Consider the following 17,616-nt stretch of genomic DNA (forward strand, 5'->3'; position numbering starts at 1 on the left):
CTATTTGGTGCTTTTAGGTTCTTCTTTCTTATTTTTTACCAGATCCGGCGGGAAGCCATTAAGCTGTCTCCAAATCTCCCACCATACCGGTACTTCGCTAAGCATGATGTAGCCATATGCGCCGCTACCCTGCCTTAGCTGTTCGGGCCATTCTTCGGAGGGGGTAACAAGCACTCTATAGAGGCCATTGGTACTATTGGCATAGTCTATCATAGCTACTTCTCCTCCAAACGTACCTACGTTTAGTCCGGGCCAACCGGAGAAAACAAGTGCCGGCCATCCGTCAAATTCGATACGAACAGGAGCTCCCTGGTAAAGCAGGGGCACGTCCATGGCGCGAACATACATTTCGACAGCAAGGTCCGGGTTTTCAGGCATAATGGTTACAACGGCCTCGCCTTCTTTGATGGTTTGTCCGATACCGGCTTTTAGGGTACGCATTACATAACCTGACTGGGGGGCCCGAATGACGTATTGCTGATTACGTATCTCCATGTTGGTAAGCTCATTCTGAAGCTTACTTACCTGACCACTGGTTTCGTACATATCGGCCATAGTAGCGTTAAGTTCACTGCGTGCCTTACTCCTTTTCTCCTGATACTCTGCATTGAGCCTGGTAAGCTCGATCTTGGCATTGAGGAATTCGTTACGGCTGGCGAGAAGTTTGCTTTCGGCACTTACCTTTTTGGCGGTGGCTTCCTGTAACTTCATTCGCCTGGTTTCCAGTTCTGTCAGGGACTTAAGTCCTTGTTCGTACAGTCTTTCCTGCCGCTGATACTGCTGTTGTGCTATATCGAGGTTAGTCATTTCAGCCTGCAGGTCCATGCTATCGCTTATGACTTTAAGGCGTGTCTGCTCTACTTTATTTCTGGCCTGCTCCAGCTTGAAACCAATTTCACTTTCGAGTGCATCGATCTGGTCACGTAAAGCTTCCGCTTTGTCAGACTTTGATTCAAAGCTTTGCTGCTTTGCATCCACCTGTTCCCCAATACGTTCTACGAGATTGGGGTCGAAAAACTTATCCTTTATTTCGGATATGATCAGTATAGTATCTCCCCTTTCCACTTTGTCACCTTCGCGTACCATCCAGTCTTCTATCCGGCCGGCAATAGCGGTTTCCACGGTCTGGGGTCTGTTTTCGGGGTTAAAGGTGGTTACCTCTCCGGTACCACGGATGTTTTGCTGCCAGGGAAGAAACATGGCGATGAATAACACGATCATTATACCAGTCATCCACCTTGCCAGTAGCCGGCCGTTGCGGGGAGTCCCCATTATCTTCATTGAATGAAGGGGGCGCTCTTCCATCTGTATGTCGTTGTTTTTAGATAGATTAAGCATGACTGGAGTCTGATGGCAATATGTCTTTCAGTTTACCTTCTTTTAGCAGTGAATCAAATGTTCCTTCATTACAGATCTTACCCTCTTTCATTACGGCAACCCGGTCACAGTATGCCAGTACGCCAGGGTCTGAAGAAACAACAATGAGTGACCAGGCCCGGTCTTTGTTAAATACTACCTGCAGGAGTTCGAGCTTTTCCGAAGGGGAAAAATTTTGAAAAAAGTCTTCAATGATCATCATCCGTGGCTTCTTGGCAAGACAACGTGCGAGGATGATGCGTGATAATATGGATTTAGGGAAGTTCTTCCCTCCACTGATCATCACTGTACTGAGTCCGTCCGGCAGTGCATTGACATAATCAAGCAGATGAACGCTTTTGAGGGCTTCCACTGCATCACGGTAATTACGATCAGGTTTTCCTACGAGGATATTTTCCAGAATGGTCCCATCAAAGATATCTTCCTGGGTGACATTTTTAGCTAACTGGTCATGTAAAATAGGTATATCCAGGTCGCGCAGGTTCACATCATCATAGGAGACTATGCCCTTATAGTTCATAAACAGGCCGGATATGATATTGAGAAAAGTGGTACGGCCACTATTGGAAACGCCGGTAATACCTACCCGCTCTCCGGGATGTATATTTATACTAAGCCCATCCAGCGCTTTTCCCCGGTCCTGTTCGTATGTGTAGTGAAGATCTTTTACGTGCAGACTTAGTCCTTTGTTTTCATTTTCCAGCTTTACGCCGGCACACTTTTCTGTGGGCAGGTCTGTGACTGTTCCTACTTTTTCGACGGCAGTGAGCACGTCATACACAGTATCCATATTGAGGATAACCTTTTCAACGGCCCCGGTGATAAGGATAATGACGATCTCTGAGGCTACGAATTGTCCCAGGGTTATCTGCTGCTGGATCACAAGCACGGCACCTATGATGAGGAGGCCTCCGGTGACAGCTACCTTAAATAATACTATATAGGAGAATTGAGAGATAAGTACGCGGAAGTGGGCTTTACGCTCTTTAAGGTAGTAATTAACGTTGCTATCCATACGTCGTATGGGTAACCAGGAGGTACCACTGATCTTAAATGAATGTAAGGCCCGGGCCAGCTCTTCCAGCCAGTAGGCTACCTTGTACTTATACTTACTCTCTACCAGGCTGGTCTTAAGTCCCTTAGGGCCGGTAATGTAAAAAATCACTGTAAGGACAAACACAAGGAAAAAGCCAAAGGCGATAAAAAAGGGATGGTAGAAGGCAAGAAGAATAAGACCGAAAAATATCTGTAATACGGCAGCGCTGATCTCTATGAGTATCTTTGGTAGCCCTTTTTGGATGGTCATGACATCAAAAAAGCGGTTCATTAGCTCGGGGGGGTAATACATGCGAAGGCTTTCGGTACGCAGCCTAGGAATGCGGTAGGCAAACTCGAAAGCAGCCTTGGCAAAAATGCGTTGCTGCAGAATCTCGACCATGCTTACCTGCATAATCTGCAGGCCACCACTTATCAGAATGGCCACTACCACACCAATGGTAAGTAGTAATATACTATTTAGCTGCATACCCCCGCTTATAAGACCGATAATGGCCTGGATGCCGAGGGGCAGAGCAAGGCTTATGAGTCCTACAAATATGGCGTAGATGTAGATGTAGATGATGTCCTGCTTTTCGGCCTGTAGCAGCCTGAGAAAGCGCTTAACAGGACCGGGCTTTTCCTCATTATCTCCTTCTTCACTCACAAGGCTACGGTAGGGCACGGCGGTAACGATAATTGGCTCCCCTTCTTCACAAACGATGAGGTCACTATGGCAGTCGAATTCGGGTAATGCCTCGAGGTATGCGCTGTCATTATCTATATCCTGAACGACCGCATAGGGGGCCCCTCTCTCTTTCTTCCGGGGTTTGATAATAACAGGAATTACCTCGCCATCTCTTTTCTCAAAAATAAGTATTGGAAAATTGAGATCGGCCAGGGTTTCGGAAAGGTCCTTTCGGGTAATTGCTGACCGGGTAAAAATGATCCCATACTTACCTCCTGTCTCAATAAGGTCCCTCAAAAAGTTATCTGGTTTGGAATAGGTAAGCCCTGCATGGTCGTATTCCTCGCTGTCCAGTGCAAAAGGGTCGGGAGAGATATTCAAAATATCTCCAAACTCTTTGATTATAAGCCTCGATTGTCGAAAGTTCATACTGAAATAGAAGTATTACTATCGAAAACGATAGTTACCTTCAAAGGTTACACCTAATTTAAAAAATACTGAAGGGATTTGGGATAAGATGAGGGGAACAGGACATGGTTCCGTTTTACAAAAGGCATAAAAAAACCGCCCGCTGACGAGCGGACGGTTATATATACTCTTCTCTAATTACTTGTGTAATCAACTGATTTCCATCAGTTTGATATCGAACACCAGATCTTTACCGGCGAGGGGGTGATTGGCATCAAGTACTACCTCTGCTTCAGTAACTTCCGTAACTACCACAGGAATGTTCTGCCCACCCTGGTTGATAGCGAGCTGCTGACCAACTTCGGGCTGGATATCTGAAGGCACCTGCTCTTTTGGCACGCGCACCATCATGTTATCCTGACGCTGGCCGTATGCATCGTCTGCGGCTATTTCGGCGGTTTTTTCATCACCGATAGCCATACCATTCACTGCTTGTTCGAAGCCGGGGATCATCTGACCATTACCGAGTGTAAACTCAAGAGGGTCACGGTTTTCCGATGAGTCGAACACAGTGCCGTCCTGAAGCTTTCCCGTATAATGTACTTTTACTTTATCTCCTTGCTTAGCTCCGCTCATAATTTCTATCTGATTTTATTTACGTGCACAGACTTTCTGCACCAAAGTTTAAGGTGCAAAGGTCTTAAAATTTTGACTCGATTAAAAATTTATCCTCAAAAGAGTGAAATTGCGTACGAATATGAACACATTGTGTACATATTCGTGCATTTTAGGGTCAAAGTGTATATGAATAAACCCTCTAATTAATAACGTCTCAGGCTTTTAGAAGGTTCTGGGGCTAGTGGCACAATTTTATCATATCAGATTAATAAACATGACATATGGCTGAAAAGGAACTGGGTAAAATATTGATCATCGACGACGATGAGGATGTATTGCTGGCAGCGAAATTCCTGCTGAAGAAGCATGCACATGATGTAACGATCGAGAAGAACCCTAAAAAGATACCGTTCCTTCTGAATAACCATCAGTTTGATGTGATCCTGCTGGACATGAATTATAGTAAGGACACGACTAGTGGCAAAGAGGGCTTTTTCTGGCTGAAGGAGATACTGGAGCGTGACCCTAAGGCTGTAGTGATCATGATCACGGCTTTTGGTGATGTGGAAATGGCGGTAAAAGCACTGAAGGAAGGGGCTACGGACTTTGTGCTGAAGCCGTGGCAAAACGAAAAACTGCTTGCGACTATCTCTACGGCCATAAAACTGCGTCAGAGTTACGATGAGGTAAACCAGCTAAAGGAGACGAACCGCAGCCTGGAGGAAACGATCAATCAGCCTTTTAAGGACATCATAGGAGAAAGCGCGGCCATAAAGCGAATCTTCAATATCATCAATAAGGTAGCGGAAACGGATGCTAACGTACTGATATTAGGTGAGAACGGTACGGGTAAGGAGCTGGTGGCGCGGGCTATTCATCAGCGCTCGCACCGTAAGGACAATGCCTTTATCAGTGTGGACATGGGGGCGATCACGGAAACGCTGTTTGAATCTGAGCTATTCGGCCATAAAAAAGGGGCTTTTACTGATGCAAAGGAGGACCGGGCGGGACGCTTTGAGGTGGCTCACGGTGGCACTCTATTCCTGGATGAGATCGGCAACCTCAACCTTCCTCTGCAAAGTAAGTTATTAACAGCCCTGCAGCAGCGCCAGGTGACGCGCATAGGTAGTAATAAACCGAAATCGATCGATATAAGGCTGGTATGTGCTACGAATATGCCGGTCTATGATATGGTGAAGGACAATAGCTTCCGGCAGGACTTGCTATACCGTATTAATACGGTGGAGATCCCGCTCCCCAGCCTGCGGGAGCGTACGGAGGATATTCCGCTGCTGGCGGATCACTTTCTGAAGGTATATGGTAAAAAATACCGTAAGCCTGAAAAGTCAATTTCGGGGGCGACGATGAAAAAGCTCCAGAAATACCCGTGGCCAGGTAATATACGTGAGCTGCAGCATGCCATAGAGCGGGCGATCATTATGAGTGAGGGGGATGTGCTGTCACCGGAAGACTTCTTCTTCCTTTCGCACAAGGAGGACTCATTGGAGCAGCAGTCGGACAACTTCAACCTGGACGAGGTAGAGAAAAACACGATTCTGAGGGCTATTAATAAGCACTCGGGCAATATATCCAAAGCGGCCAAGGAACTGGGACTGACCCGCGCTTCGCTGTATCGCAGACTGGAAAAACATGGGCTTTAATAATTTCCGCGTAAACCTGATACTGAAGGTTATTCTCATAGCGATCACCATCTTCGTATTTACGACGCTGGTGTTTCGGGATGAGTTTATCCTGACTATCCTGGCTGTACTGGCACTGGTGGTGATTCAGGTGATCTCGCTGATTAACTTTCTGGATAAAAAGAATAAGGATATTGCGACGTTTCTGGGTAGCATACGGTATGATGATATAGATCATCGCTACCCGGTAACGGACCAGGGCACTTACCTGGATATATTAAACAGGGAGTTTAATAAGGTACTGGAGAACTTCCAGAAGATCCGGCAGGAAAAGGAGGCGGAGTACCAGTACATGAAGACGATCGTGCAGCATGTGGGTATAGGCCTTGTTACGTTTAACCGGGCGGGTGAGGTGCAGATCATAAATGCGGCGGCAAAGAAACTGCTGAATGTGACGTATCTGGCAAATATTGAGAGCCTGCGTACACAAAGTGCGCCGCTGGTGGAGATGTTTACGGAACTGAAGACGGGGGGGCGTGCTCTGGTAAAACTGGAGCGTGGCGGTGAGATGATACAGCTTTCTATATATGCTATAGAGCTGTGGCTGAAGGGGGAGCCTTTTAAGCTGATATCTCTGCAGAACATACAAAGTGAGCTTGAGGAAAAGGAGATGGAGGCGTGGCAAAACCTGGTACGTGTGCTTACGCATGAGATCATGAACTCTGTGACGCCTATCAGCTCACTGGCGGCTACGGTAGACGATGAGCTGATGCAATATATCCGGGACTGTGACGATGTGACATGCTCTATACCGGTGGGTGATATGGAGGATGTGCATATGGCTATACAAACGATACAGCGCCGCAGCGAGGGGCTTATACGTTTTGTAAGTGACTTCCGTAATCTGACGCGTATACCAGTACCGAAGGTGGAAAAGGTGCCGGTAAGGGAGATGTTTGATCACCTTCTGATGCTACTGAGACAGGACATTACTAATTCGCATACACATATAGAGGTAGATATTACCCCGGCGGACATGGTGGTAATGGTGGACAGGGAGCTGATCCAGCAGGTACTGATCAACCTGGTAAAAAATGCGCTGGAGGCTTTGTCGGAGTCGGAGCAGGAGGAGCCCCGGATAAATCTGCTGGCTTACTATGATGAAAAGGGGACAGCTATACTGAAGGTGCGTGACAATGGCCCTGGGATAGATGAAGAGGCTCTGAATAAGATCTTTATCCCATTCTTTACTACAAAGAAGAGCGGGTCGGGCATAGGCCTGAGCTTGTCCCGACAGATCATGCGTCAGCATAAGGCGAGTATATCTGCCCGGAGCCGTATGGATGAGGGTACGGAGTTTTTGATGAAGTTCTGAGGGTGCGCCTGAACTCTCTTTGAATATCCTGCTCAATTACCTAATTTGAGAAGGTTTGTCCTAGCCTCTCCTTATGCAAAGAGAAGAAATTGCCCAAAAAGTACGGTTGATCCTGATAGAAAAGATTGGCCTGAAGCCTACGGAGGTGACTCCGGATGCTAACCTAACGCGTGACCTGGGGGTGGACTCGCTTGACTATGCGGAGCTGGTAATGGAATTTGAAAATGCCTTTCAGGTACGAATACCGGATACGGAGGCGGGTAAACTGAATACTTTTAAAGAGGTGGTGGATTACCTCTTGGCGAGTGTGAATACACCGTAAAACGACCTGCCTATCCTTAGCGTAAGTATTGAAGAGCGGCATAACTTATCTCACTGTCCCTTATTTTGCCACTTCTGTCCTTTATAATTCACATCATTATAATAGTAATTATTCCATTCATATTGTATACTTAATGGATAAATCCCACTTAATCACTCTTTATAATATATAATATGATTAAATTTTTCAGCTCATTACCCTTAAGGAGCGCTCGTTCATGCGTCATTATGCCCGGCATTTACTAAAAATACTTCTCCTATTTATAGTATTGTTTGCAGTGGGATGCCAGAAGGAGGAGTTAAACATTCCAGGGGAGAAAGTAACCGCCAACAGGGGACCGGCTAAGCAGGAGCAGGTAGCTAATCTAGCTAAAGAAACGTTGTTACTGAAAAAGCTAACCCCTCACTATACTACCCTGCCGGGTAAGGATGATTTATATTGGGAAACGAAGTTTGGAAGAATACTGCTTAGTCGTGTATATAAATCTGAAACGAGCAAGGAGGGTAGGATACAATATCTATTGCATATATCACCAGAAGAGGCAAACGGAGAGTGAAAAGACCTGGTTTTATTTGTAAAGGATGGCGAGGCCCTCAACGGCTATATCTGGCACTACAGGCCATCACTGGATTGGGTCGCTTACGACCACACCCTTAGCTACGAGACATACACCGGGCATATAGACTATACCGGCCTTGATGGGCGCAGTCAGTTTATGGTACAAAGGAAAAAAGGAAAGGATGTACTGATAACTAAATATGGCCCTGCCCAGCAGTGCAGTTATGACCCCGGAGAGCCTATCGGTGGAGACTTCTGGGAATATCCTGCCCCTATGCCCGGTGACGGTGGGGGAAGTGCCGGAGGTGGCAGTAATGGTGATGGCTGCTACTATGAATATAAACTCAGCAGCACGACGGGGCAGTGGAACTTATGGCAGATATGCGTAGGCGTGATAAAAAGGGTAAGTCATGAAAGTCTGCATAGCCCCTGCGATGACTCCCTGGACCCAGATGGTGGCGGTGGCGGAGGCAGTACTGGCGGGGACAGCGGAGGTCCCGACCCCTCGAGCCCTGATCCGGCAGACGAAGAGGAATATGAGATACGGCTTATGCTCTTTCAGCGCTACATAGAGCAGGATTCGCTAGCACTGATAGAAAACTGCGACCAACTAGAGGAATGGATAGAGGTGGCGCAGTATACACCACCGGCTGCCGTAGTGGATAAACTCGTTGAGCTATCTAATAATGACTGGAATTTTACTCCCTATGAAATACAAAATCTAAAAGACGCCTATGGGCCAGTTGTGAACTTAGACTATTTCCCTGTGAAAATTAAACAATTTCCTATTAACCCACAAACAGAAGCACCATATACTCCTGAAGCATTTTTAAATTACATTCGAAAAAACCTGAATGATTTTTTCGAAGGCGACAAAACTAGTTTCGGCCCTTACAATGAATATGAAGACTCCATTTGGCAAACCAATTTTTATGTTGGGGCTGTAATGCGGTTTGAAATATTTCCTGAAGTGTTCGGTCAATCAATATCTCAAGATGGAAGTGTTGTATGTTCATATCAAAATATAGACAAATGGAGGTTTACGACCATTAGAACCCCAGAAGATAAAGATCATCCTGTCAGCGGCACCAGACAGTTTGGTATCATAAAGAATGAAGATGGTACCTATTCACTTTATACCAGAGGAGTTGATAGAGTAACGAATGGAATAGAGGAGTATTTAGGTAATTTACCGATAGCCACTTCAGCCTTTGAAGGTGCTGATCATCTATGGTCAACCTTTCAAAAAAATATAGCTGAGTTTGTTAATAGTACCCAAGATGGTTCTGCTGAAATAATTACACCCACGACAGAAAGGCCAGACTGGGAAAAAGTGGAAAAAGTACTTTTAGGTGAACTGCCTGCAACGGAAATAGGGTGTGACTAAACCTTAAAAAAATCGCGACTTGAGTAAAATTGAGTCGCGAATAGTAGAAACCAACACTTAGTAAAATACAGAAATAAGCTAAAACCCCATGAACAAAGTCCTACGTGTATTACTGCTTGCCATTGGGCTATTATTATCCCACTCGGTGATGCTGGCAGTAAAAAACCTTTTATTGGATAGAGCACATATCGGTGATCTACTTATAGGTTTGTATGGCCTTACTATCTATCTGGCGTACGTTGGTTTCTGGGCTTACCTTCTCTTTTCGACTATATACCAGATTGTAATCCAAACAGGAGATTCACTAAGGAAAAAGGCTTTAATAGCCACGATACTGACGATAGGGGGCTATGCTGTAGCCGGATACCCTGATATTGCAGGAGGTACATTTTTTAATAAGGATTTAAACAAGGATTATTGGCTGATTGTACCCACTATTTTTGTCTTGATTATCCTTGACAGCTTAATCAGGAAAAAGGCACTCAAATAATGTATATATGATTTCCTCATTGTGGAAAACTATTAAAATATGGCTGCTATTATCAGTAACTTTATTTTTAAGTCATATCATTTTGATTGTGTTCTTCTCCCTAATACTTCCGGATGACGGTGAGTCTTCCGGCTGACAACTGGGAATTATTGGCGGAACGGTCTTTCTTTTTTATTACACCTTCTGGGCGTATCTACTGGTAGCCGTGGTTTACATAGCCCTTATTGGTAAAGAGGATGGATTTGGCAAGAAATTTATTATCGCTCTTTTATTAACGATCTCGGCCTTTTTACTGTCCCAATCCTCTGAAATCATTGACGGGGATTTCTGGGAAAAACCTCCTGGCATACCGGCTTACATGACGGTGCCTACGGTCTTTTTATTTATTCACCTGGACAACATGATAAGAACACGGCATTGACTTAATGATGCTCAGTCTAGGAGGCATGACGACTATTTAATTCACTCATAGTTTATTAGATTATCAAGGGGGCAATCGATTTGAATAATGACTGTTTGATTCTAAAGCTTATCAAGATGCAACATGGTCAAATCAATGAAGCTTTCGGATGGTAAAGGAATCAATCACTGGTGTCTGGCCGTGCAGCCATATAAAAATAATACAATTCATGCAGGTAAAGAGGCTTATGATAAGGGATGGCCGAACTCACAGCGGACTCATGTAAGACTCATAGCGAAGGAGAAGCGAAGCAGATGCGTAGAATAAGCGAAGGAGAGGCGTAGGAAATTATGGGGCAATAGGGCTGCCTCTAGAAAAAAGAGGGCTTTCCTTCAGTTGCAATATATCGCCAAAGTACAAAATAAGCAGGGTTAAACAAGACGCAATGGCCTGCTTTGTTAGGGAGTGTTGTTGAATAACAGAATAATAGAGTCATTGAAAGTTTTGAGTGGTTAGTTTTTAGTTATGAGTTGGGGGGAATTACAGAATAATAGAGTAATTGAGTTACAGAGTTGATGAGTAATAGCGTTTTGAGTGGTGGGTGTTTAGTTATGAGTTGCAACGGGGCCTTCATACTGCAACGCGTTACTATCTGCCAAATTGATCGATTTTCTGTCATTGTGTCACTTAAAGACGGATTGGAACAGTAGTTGAATAAGAGGGACAGAAGAAAATTGGCTAACCATCTAAATAATTAGGCAATGCAAGAGAAGGGTACTATATCCATCCATACCGAGAACATATTTCCGATCATTAAGAAATTTCTGTACTCGGACCACGAGATATTCCTGAGAGAGCTGGTGTCCAATGCAGTGGATGCTACGCAGAAACTGAAAAGACTGGCTTCCATAGATGAATTTAAGGGAGAGCTTGGCGACCTGAAGGTGAAGGTCTCTGTAGACAAAGAGGCGAAGACGATCACGGTAAGTGACCGTGGCGTGGGTATGACTGCAGAGGAGATCAAGAAATATATTAACCAGATTGCCTTTTCGGGTGCGACGGAGTTCCTGGAGAAGTATAAGGACAAGGGTGATGAGCAGCAGATCATCGGTCACTTTGGCCTGGGCTTCTACTCGGCCTTTATGGTGGCTAAGAAGGTGGAGATCGTAACACTGAGCCATAAAGAGGGATCAGAAGCAGCCCGCTGGATAGGCGAAGGGGATACGCAGTTTGAGATAGCTACTGCAGAGAAGGAGGACCGGGGTACGGACATTATACTGCATATAGCAGAGGACTCTGAGGAGTTTCTGGAAGAAGCCCGTCTGAAAACTATACTGGACAAGTACTGCCGCTTTCTGCCGATAGAGGTAGAATTTAAAGAGGAGGTAGTCAATGATCCTGAGCCGCTATGGACGAAGCAGCCGAGTGAGCTAAAGGATGAGGACTACCTGAACTTCTACAAAAAGCTTTATCCTTTTGCTGAAGATCCGCTGTTCTGGATACACCTGAATGTGGACTATCCCTTTAACCTGACGGGTATCCTGTACTTCCCCCGAGTGAAGAATGAGTTTGAAGTACAGCGTAACAAGATTCAGCTTTATAGCCGCCAGGTGTTCATTACGGATGAGGTGAAGGATGTGGTGCCTGAATTCCTGATGCTACTGCACGGGGTGATCGACTCTCCGGATATCCCTCTGAACGTATCGCGTAGCTTCCTGCAGGCTGACAGTAATGTGAAGAAGATCAATTCGCACATTACGAAGAAGGTGGCGGATAAGCTGGGCGAGCTCTTCAAAAATGACCGTAAGGGTTTTGAGGAGAAGTTTGACAACATAGGCATGTTTGTGAAGTACGGCATGGTGTCGGAGGACAAGTTCTATGAGAAGGCGAAGGACTTTGTGCTGGTGAAAAATACGGAAGGCGAATTCTATACGCTGGATGAATACCAGGATAAGGTGAAGCCTTTGCAGACGGACAAGAATGAGACGGTGGTGATGCTGTACACTGACGACCAGGGGCTACAGGACGCGTATATCCAGACGGCCAAAAAGCGCAGCTACGATGTGCTGATCATGGACGGTGTGCTTGACAGTCACTTTATAAACATGCTGGAGAGCAAGCTGGAGAAGGTAAGCCTGAAGCGTGTGGACAGTGACACGATTGATAAGCTGATCGACAAGGACGAAAAGCAGGACTCTGTGCTATCAGAAAACGAGCGAGAGTCACTGAAAACGATCTTTGAACAGGCACTGGAAGATAAGAAGCCTAATCTGCAGCTTGAAAATCTGGGCTCTGATGAAGCACCGGTATCTATTACGCTGCCTGAGTTTATGCGCCGTATGCAGGATATGGCTAAAACGGGTGGTGGCATGGGCATGATGAATATGCCTAACCAGTATAATGTGGTGGTGAATGTGAACCATCCGCTTATGGGCAAGATCATCCGCAGCAAAAAAGAGGAGAAAAAGACTGAGCTGGCAAGGCAGGCATATGACCTGGCACTGCTCTCTCAGAACTTGCTTAAAGGCAGTGACCTTACGGCCTTTATTGGCCGTAGCGTAGACATTGCCTCACGCTAAGAATTAATAGCTGAACGCATAAATGAAAGCCGGACATGATTTTATGTCCGGCTTTTTCTATAATAGCTAAATTATTTTTAACATCGTTGCGTTTAAGGAAAGGTGACAAAATTACGCTTTATGCTTACCCAATCCATGAGATCACTTTTACTATGTGCTAATCCGTCCTTTCTGAAGGTGTGGCTAATGGTGTGCCTGTGTATGTTGCTAACGGCCTGGCAAAATGAAGCGGGGGCGCAGTTTAAAAAACCAAAAAAACGAAAAAAGGCTGAGCCTGCACCTTTGACAACGGATGTAAACTCTGATTCAGTGGTGTATGTGGAAGAAGGGGTGACAATCCCGCTGACGCTGAACCTTGGCAATAAAGATGAAGAGGAAGAAGAAGAGGAGGAAGAGGACGACAAGAAAAAGAAGAAGAAAAGGAACTTCTACTTCGGCAAAAAAACTAAGAAGGCCTTTACGAAGAGTGGGTACGGGGATAAGATCACATATGAGATCTTTCATGTACTGAAGGAGCCTGTGAAACCGGACGAGTATGTGAGGGACTTTTTCTGGATAGACTATAAGGAGCGTAAAATAAAGAACAGCAAGAGCTTTGACGCGCAGAGGGGTGCTATACTACATGGCCCGTATGAGAAACGAATAGGTGACCAGGTGGTACAGAGGGGCTATTTTATTAATGGCTTGCGCCATGGCCGGTGGATGAGCTTTACGCGCAGTGATATACTTGTGGACAAGATGACATTTCGTAAGGGCTGGGGCGAGGAGTCTGAAATGGATTTTTATGACCGCGAGGCGACGAAGCTAAAGGAGGTAATCCCTGTTGAGTATGGAGAAAAGGAGGGTAATTATTTTTACTTCCATGATAATGGCCAGGTGGCGGTGCAGGGTGAATACCAGTATGGCAGAAAGGTGGGCACATGGACGGAATACTTTAAATTTCGCAGGCGCCGTAAAAAGCAGATCGAATATGGTGATAATCCGTATAATGAGGATTTTATCCCTTATGTGGTAAGGGAGTGGAATGAGGATGGTAAGCTTATTTACGAACGAAAAGAGGACCCTAACGATTCGGAATAACCCCACATACGATAACACGGAAGAGGGAAGCAGGTGTGCGCTTTGTAAACGCAGGGTGACGCGTACGACCCGGCATCACCTGATACCGGTGACTCTCCATAAGAATAAATGGTTTCGTAAGAACTTCAGCCGGGAAGAAATGCAGCACACGGAACCGCTATGCCGGGACTGCCACCGCACGGTACATAAATTTATTCCTCACAAGCAACTGGGCCGTGAGTATAACACGATAGAGCGGCTCCTGGAGCATCCGAAACTGGGCAATTTTGTGAAGTGGATAGCTAAACGCTAAGGCGTACCTTCTACTCTTCCGTCTTGCCGGCATTTTCAAATTTTTCTTCAAAATACCTGGACTCCTGGCTGAGCTGGTGCCTGGTATAGTAGCCCTGGTGTTTGTCCTCTGCAACATAAAAGGTGTGCTCACTGGCCGGTGCCAGTTGGGTTTTGGGACTGTAGCCTTTTTTTGTGAGCTGATCCATGGCGTCCCGGGCAGCTTTCTCCTGGTCTCCGGTCTGGTAGAAAATGGCGGACCTGTATTTGCCTCCCTCCTCTTTGCCTTTGAGGCTATCATTATCCTGATCATGGTGGTTAAAGAAAAACCTGAGCAGCTCCTCGAGGGGTAGTATATCGGGAAGGTAGGCGACTTCTACGGTTTCGGCGTGGCCTGTCTGGCCGCCGCTGACTTGTATATAGGTGGGGGTATGGCTGTGTCCTCCCATATAACCGACTCTGGTGCCTGCCACGCCGTGGAGTTGTCTGTACTGATGCTCTCTGAACCAGAAGCAGCCTGAAGCAAGGTATACTTTCTGAGAGCGTCCCGGCAGCTTTTTCTCAGGCACAAAATCCATAGAGATGCTGTTGACGCAGTGCCGGATATTCTTATCGGTAAAACGCTCTCCCCAAAATACGTGTCCGAGGTGACCGCCACAGTTAGCACATAGTATCTCTACGCGTCTGCCATCGGCATCGGTCTCACGCCTGACGGCACCGGGTATCTCATCATCAAATGAGGGCCACCCGCAATGGCTGGGGAACTTATGCTCGCTGTAATAGAGTGGTTCTCTGCACTGCTTACAGACGTAGGTACCCTGTGCTTGATTATCAGTATACTTACCGGTAAATGGTCTCTCGGTACCTTTGCGTAAGATGACGTATTCTTCTTCCGGACTGAGTTTGTTATATTCTTTATCTGCCAAGGTGCATGGGTTTAATTACAGAGCTTATATCTGATTAATCGGAAGGGAGGGCAAAAGGTTGTGGCTAAAGGTGAGCCTCATAAAAAAACCTGCTATTTGTAAAAAGCCGGATAGTCATGATCATCTAACATACAACAGCCTCAGGCGCAGGGGTGCAAAGCTGGCTCCCAGTGTTCAATAGGGTCTGTATTAGGTAGATGCTTGAGAGAGGAAAGGGAGGTATCTGCTCCGCCGGGTAGCGTACGCGGGATAATACCTGCAGTGAGTCGATATTTAAAGGGGGTTACTCTTCCTCATTGGAGGTAAAGCGTATGCTGCCCATGGCAACATCAATATCAAATGTGAGGAGGTTATCTGCTTCTTCACTGTAGGCCTGGTTCACGTATACATTTTCGCGAAGGAGTTTGAAGGATTTGCACATCTTGACCTTACAAAGAGCGGAATTATTGATGTAGACGATGGTGGGCACTTCTTCTGCGGGCAGAGACACTTCCATGCTGCCTGCTCCTACGCTGGCGGTAACGGTGCATTGGTTTTCTATCTCATCGCTCATGTCAAGATAAAGACTGCCGAAGCCTACATCGGCTGTTACTTCACGGGCACGACTCAGGTTGAACCGATTTACACGAAGGCTTCCCATGTCTACCTTGGCATAAAATGTATCCATGTCGACGGTATTTTCGCTACCTTCATTGTAGCTGATCTGGACATCGGCACTCCCGGTATTAACGGCGAGGTTTCTGATAGGCAGGCCTGTAAGGTCGATATCCGCATCGCCCATCACGTATTGGAGGTTGAGATTAAAAGGCTTATGCTTGCTGAGGTATACTTTCCAATGAATATCATCCTCTTCACTGCCGAAAATTTTGCGCAGATTGCGGCCTAGTCCATCTATGGGGGCTTCTTCAAGGCTTACGGATACAAAATTGGTCTGGCGGCGTACTTCGGAAACGAAGGTGGGGTTAAGGGATGGGGCGGTGGATTTGCTAATCACATACACGGGGGAGTAATTAGCAGAGGGAACAATCTCGCAGCGCCCGGTGGTGGACTTTAGCTGGAGGTTAATGTCCTCGTAATGGTTGCCGTTGTCTACGGTAAACTGGACACGCTGATTCTGAGCGTTTCCGGTATGTGCGTAAAGTAAGCTAAAACAGCAGAGGACCCCTAAAATTTTACCCATAGGTATATAGCAAATAAATCTTATAGGCGTTCCGGGATAAGCCTAGCAGGCACCCGGACTACTGATTGTATTACGGTCTGATTGATAAGGGGTTACAGCATACTTGAAAAAACACAAAAAAACCCCGGTAAACCGGGGTATAATCTTATTTATCTTCAATAAAGATCTAAAAAAATTCTTTCATACGCTCGAAGAATCCTTTCTCGTTCTTCCCCGGTTTAGGGGTGAAATTGGGTGATTCTCTCAGGCGCTCAAGGAGTTCCTTCTCCTCTTTACTGAGGCTTTTGGGTGTCCAGACGTTCACATATATGAGCTGGTCACCAGTGCCGTAGCCATCTAGCTCTTTAATGCCTTTGCCTCTAAGTCTTAAAACTTTACCGCTTTGAGTGCCTGGCTCTATCTTGATCTTGACCTTACCATCAATAGTAGGTACTTCGACCTGGGTGCCAAGGGCAGCATCGGCGAAGTTAATGTACAGATCAAAGATGATGTTATTTCCCTCACGCTTGAGCTCATCGTCTTCTACACCTTCTACAAGAATGAGAAGATCACCGGGTACACCTCCACCGGGAGCCATATTACCTTTACCGGACATGCTTAGCTGCATCCCGTCACTTACACCGGCAGGAATCTTCACATTGATAACCTCTTCCTGTGGCTTCAGGCCTGAGGGGTCGACTCCATTAGGACGCTGGTCTACTACCTGACCGCTGCCATTACAGGCTGTACAGGTGGTGGCTGAGACCATCTGGCCGAGCATGGTATTAACTACTTTGCGCTGCTGGCCTGAGCCGTTACAGGTAGGGCATGACTTGAAGGTAACTCCGTCGGCCATAACCATACGGTTTACCTTGATCTTTTTATCGGCTCCGTGAGCCATTTCCTTGAGGGTAAGCTTTAGCTTTATACGCAGGTTGGTCCCTTTACGCACTCTGCGGCCACGGCCACCTCCGGAGAAGAAGCTCTCGAAGGGATTGCCGCCTCCACCGAAGATATCCCCGAACTGGGAGAATATATCATCCATGGACATGCCGCCTCCTCCACCGAAGCCACCTCCGTTTACACCCTGATGACCGAAGCGGTCATAGCGCTGGCGCTTCTCATCGTTACTGAGAACTTCGTAGGCTTCGGCAGCTTCTTTAAATTTATCTTCAGCAGATGGATCTCCCTGATTCTTATCGGGATGAAACTTGATGGCTATTTTCCGATAGGCCTTCTTAATCTCATCCTTAGAAGCAGAGCGCTCCAGTCCCAGAATTTCGTAATAGTCTCTTTTGGTCATA

At 46.2% G+C, this 17,616-nt stretch carries 15 protein-coding genes; 9 read left to right on the forward strand and 6 right to left on the reverse strand.

What is annotated here, in order from left to right; translation table 11 throughout:
* The 3 genes from AB9P05_RS05955 to AB9P05_RS05965 all read right to left on the reverse strand — a co-directional run bounded on the left by AB9P05_RS05955 (nucleotide 1) and on the right by AB9P05_RS05965 (nucleotide 4,144).
* Nucleotides 1–1,338 carry an HlyD family secretion protein gene (locus tag AB9P05_RS05955; RefSeq protein ID WP_371907896.1) on the reverse strand — a complete coding sequence of 446 codons (1,338 nt, stop codon included), beginning with the start codon at nucleotides 1,336–1,338 and terminating at the stop codon, nucleotides 1–3.
* Complete coding sequence (locus AB9P05_RS05960; protein WP_371907897.1) at nucleotides 1,331–3,529, reverse strand: peptidase domain-containing ABC transporter; 2,199 nt, start codon at nucleotides 3,527–3,529, stop codon at nucleotides 1,331–1,333. The genes AB9P05_RS05955 and AB9P05_RS05960 overlap by 8 nt, the downstream gene beginning before the upstream one ends.
* 189 nt (nucleotides 3,530–3,718) lie before the next feature.
* Nucleotides 3,719–4,144 (reverse strand): peptidylprolyl isomerase, encoded by a 426-nt coding sequence (locus AB9P05_RS05965; protein ID WP_371907898.1) that lies wholly within the window; start codon nucleotides 4,142–4,144, stop codon nucleotides 3,719–3,721.
* Between the two features lie 263 nt (nucleotides 4,145–4,407).
* On the opposite strand from AB9P05_RS05965, the gene AB9P05_RS05970 reads away from it, so the two are divergent.
* From AB9P05_RS05970 to AB9P05_RS06010, 9 genes are all read left to right on the forward strand, one after another.
* The gene (locus AB9P05_RS05970; RefSeq protein ID WP_371907899.1) at nucleotides 4,408–5,787 is read left to right on the forward strand and encodes a sigma-54-dependent transcriptional regulator; all 1,380 of its coding nucleotides are present in this window, start codon (nucleotides 4,408–4,410) and stop codon (nucleotides 5,785–5,787) included.
* Entirely contained in the window at nucleotides 5,777–7,141 is a 1,365-nt protein-coding gene (locus AB9P05_RS05975; RefSeq protein WP_371907900.1) for a PAS domain-containing sensor histidine kinase, read from the forward strand. Before AB9P05_RS05970 ends, AB9P05_RS05975 begins: the two co-directional genes overlap by 11 nt.
* Nucleotides 7,142–7,214: 73 nt before the next feature.
* Entirely contained in the window at nucleotides 7,215–7,463 is a 249-nt protein-coding gene (acpP, locus tag AB9P05_RS05980) for an acyl carrier protein (protein ID WP_371907901.1), read from the forward strand.
* A gap of 268 nt (nucleotides 7,464–7,731) precedes the next feature.
* The gene (locus AB9P05_RS05985) at nucleotides 7,732–8,019 is read left to right on the forward strand and encodes a hypothetical protein (protein WP_371907902.1); all 288 of its coding nucleotides are present in this window, start codon (nucleotides 7,732–7,734) and stop codon (nucleotides 8,017–8,019) included.
* Between the two features lie 159 nt (nucleotides 8,020–8,178).
* Nucleotides 8,179–9,408, forward strand: a complete 1,230-nt coding sequence (locus AB9P05_RS05990) for a hypothetical protein (protein ID WP_371907903.1) — start codon at nucleotides 8,179–8,181, stop codon at nucleotides 9,406–9,408.
* A gap of 88 nt (nucleotides 9,409–9,496) precedes the next feature.
* Complete coding sequence (locus AB9P05_RS05995) at nucleotides 9,497–9,898, forward strand: hypothetical protein (RefSeq protein ID WP_371907904.1); 402 nt, start codon at nucleotides 9,497–9,499, stop codon at nucleotides 9,896–9,898.
* Between the two features lie 1,161 nt (nucleotides 9,899–11,059).
* Nucleotides 11,060–12,877, forward strand: a complete 1,818-nt coding sequence (htpG, locus tag AB9P05_RS06000) for a molecular chaperone HtpG (protein WP_371907905.1) — start codon at nucleotides 11,060–11,062, stop codon at nucleotides 12,875–12,877.
* A 135-nt stretch (nucleotides 12,878–13,012) separates the two neighbouring features.
* On the forward strand, nucleotides 13,013–13,957 hold the full coding sequence (locus AB9P05_RS06005; RefSeq protein ID WP_371907906.1) for a toxin-antitoxin system YwqK family antitoxin: 945 nt from the start codon (nucleotides 13,013–13,015) through the stop codon (nucleotides 13,955–13,957).
* Between the two features lie 55 nt (nucleotides 13,958–14,012).
* Nucleotides 14,013–14,249 (forward strand): hypothetical protein, encoded by a 237-nt coding sequence (locus tag AB9P05_RS06010; RefSeq protein WP_371907907.1) that lies wholly within the window; start codon nucleotides 14,013–14,015, stop codon nucleotides 14,247–14,249.
* Nucleotides 14,250–14,259: 10 nt separating this feature from the next.
* On the opposite strand, the gene AB9P05_RS06015 is transcribed toward AB9P05_RS06010, so the two are convergent.
* From AB9P05_RS06015 to dnaJ, 3 genes are all read right to left on the reverse strand, one after another.
* Nucleotides 14,260–15,153: a bifunctional methionine sulfoxide reductase B/A protein gene (locus AB9P05_RS06015; protein ID WP_371907908.1), complete on the reverse strand. Its 894-nt coding sequence runs from the start codon at nucleotides 15,151–15,153 to the stop codon at nucleotides 14,260–14,262.
* Nucleotides 15,154–15,436: 283 nt separating this feature from the next.
* Nucleotides 15,437–16,333 (reverse strand): hypothetical protein, encoded by an 897-nt coding sequence (locus tag AB9P05_RS06020; RefSeq protein WP_371907909.1) that lies wholly within the window; start codon nucleotides 16,331–16,333, stop codon nucleotides 15,437–15,439.
* 166 nt (nucleotides 16,334–16,499) lie between these two features.
* Nucleotides 16,500–17,615, reverse strand: a complete 1,116-nt coding sequence (gene dnaJ / locus AB9P05_RS06025) for a molecular chaperone DnaJ (RefSeq protein ID WP_371907910.1) — start codon at nucleotides 17,613–17,615, stop codon at nucleotides 16,500–16,502.
* Between the last annotated feature and the right edge of the window lies 1 nt (nucleotide 17,616).

The sequence above is a fragment of the Roseivirga sp. BDSF3-8 genome, assembly GCF_041449215.1.
In the GTDB taxonomy this organism is placed as follows: domain Bacteria; phylum Bacteroidota; class Bacteroidia; order Cytophagales; family Cyclobacteriaceae; genus JBGNFV01.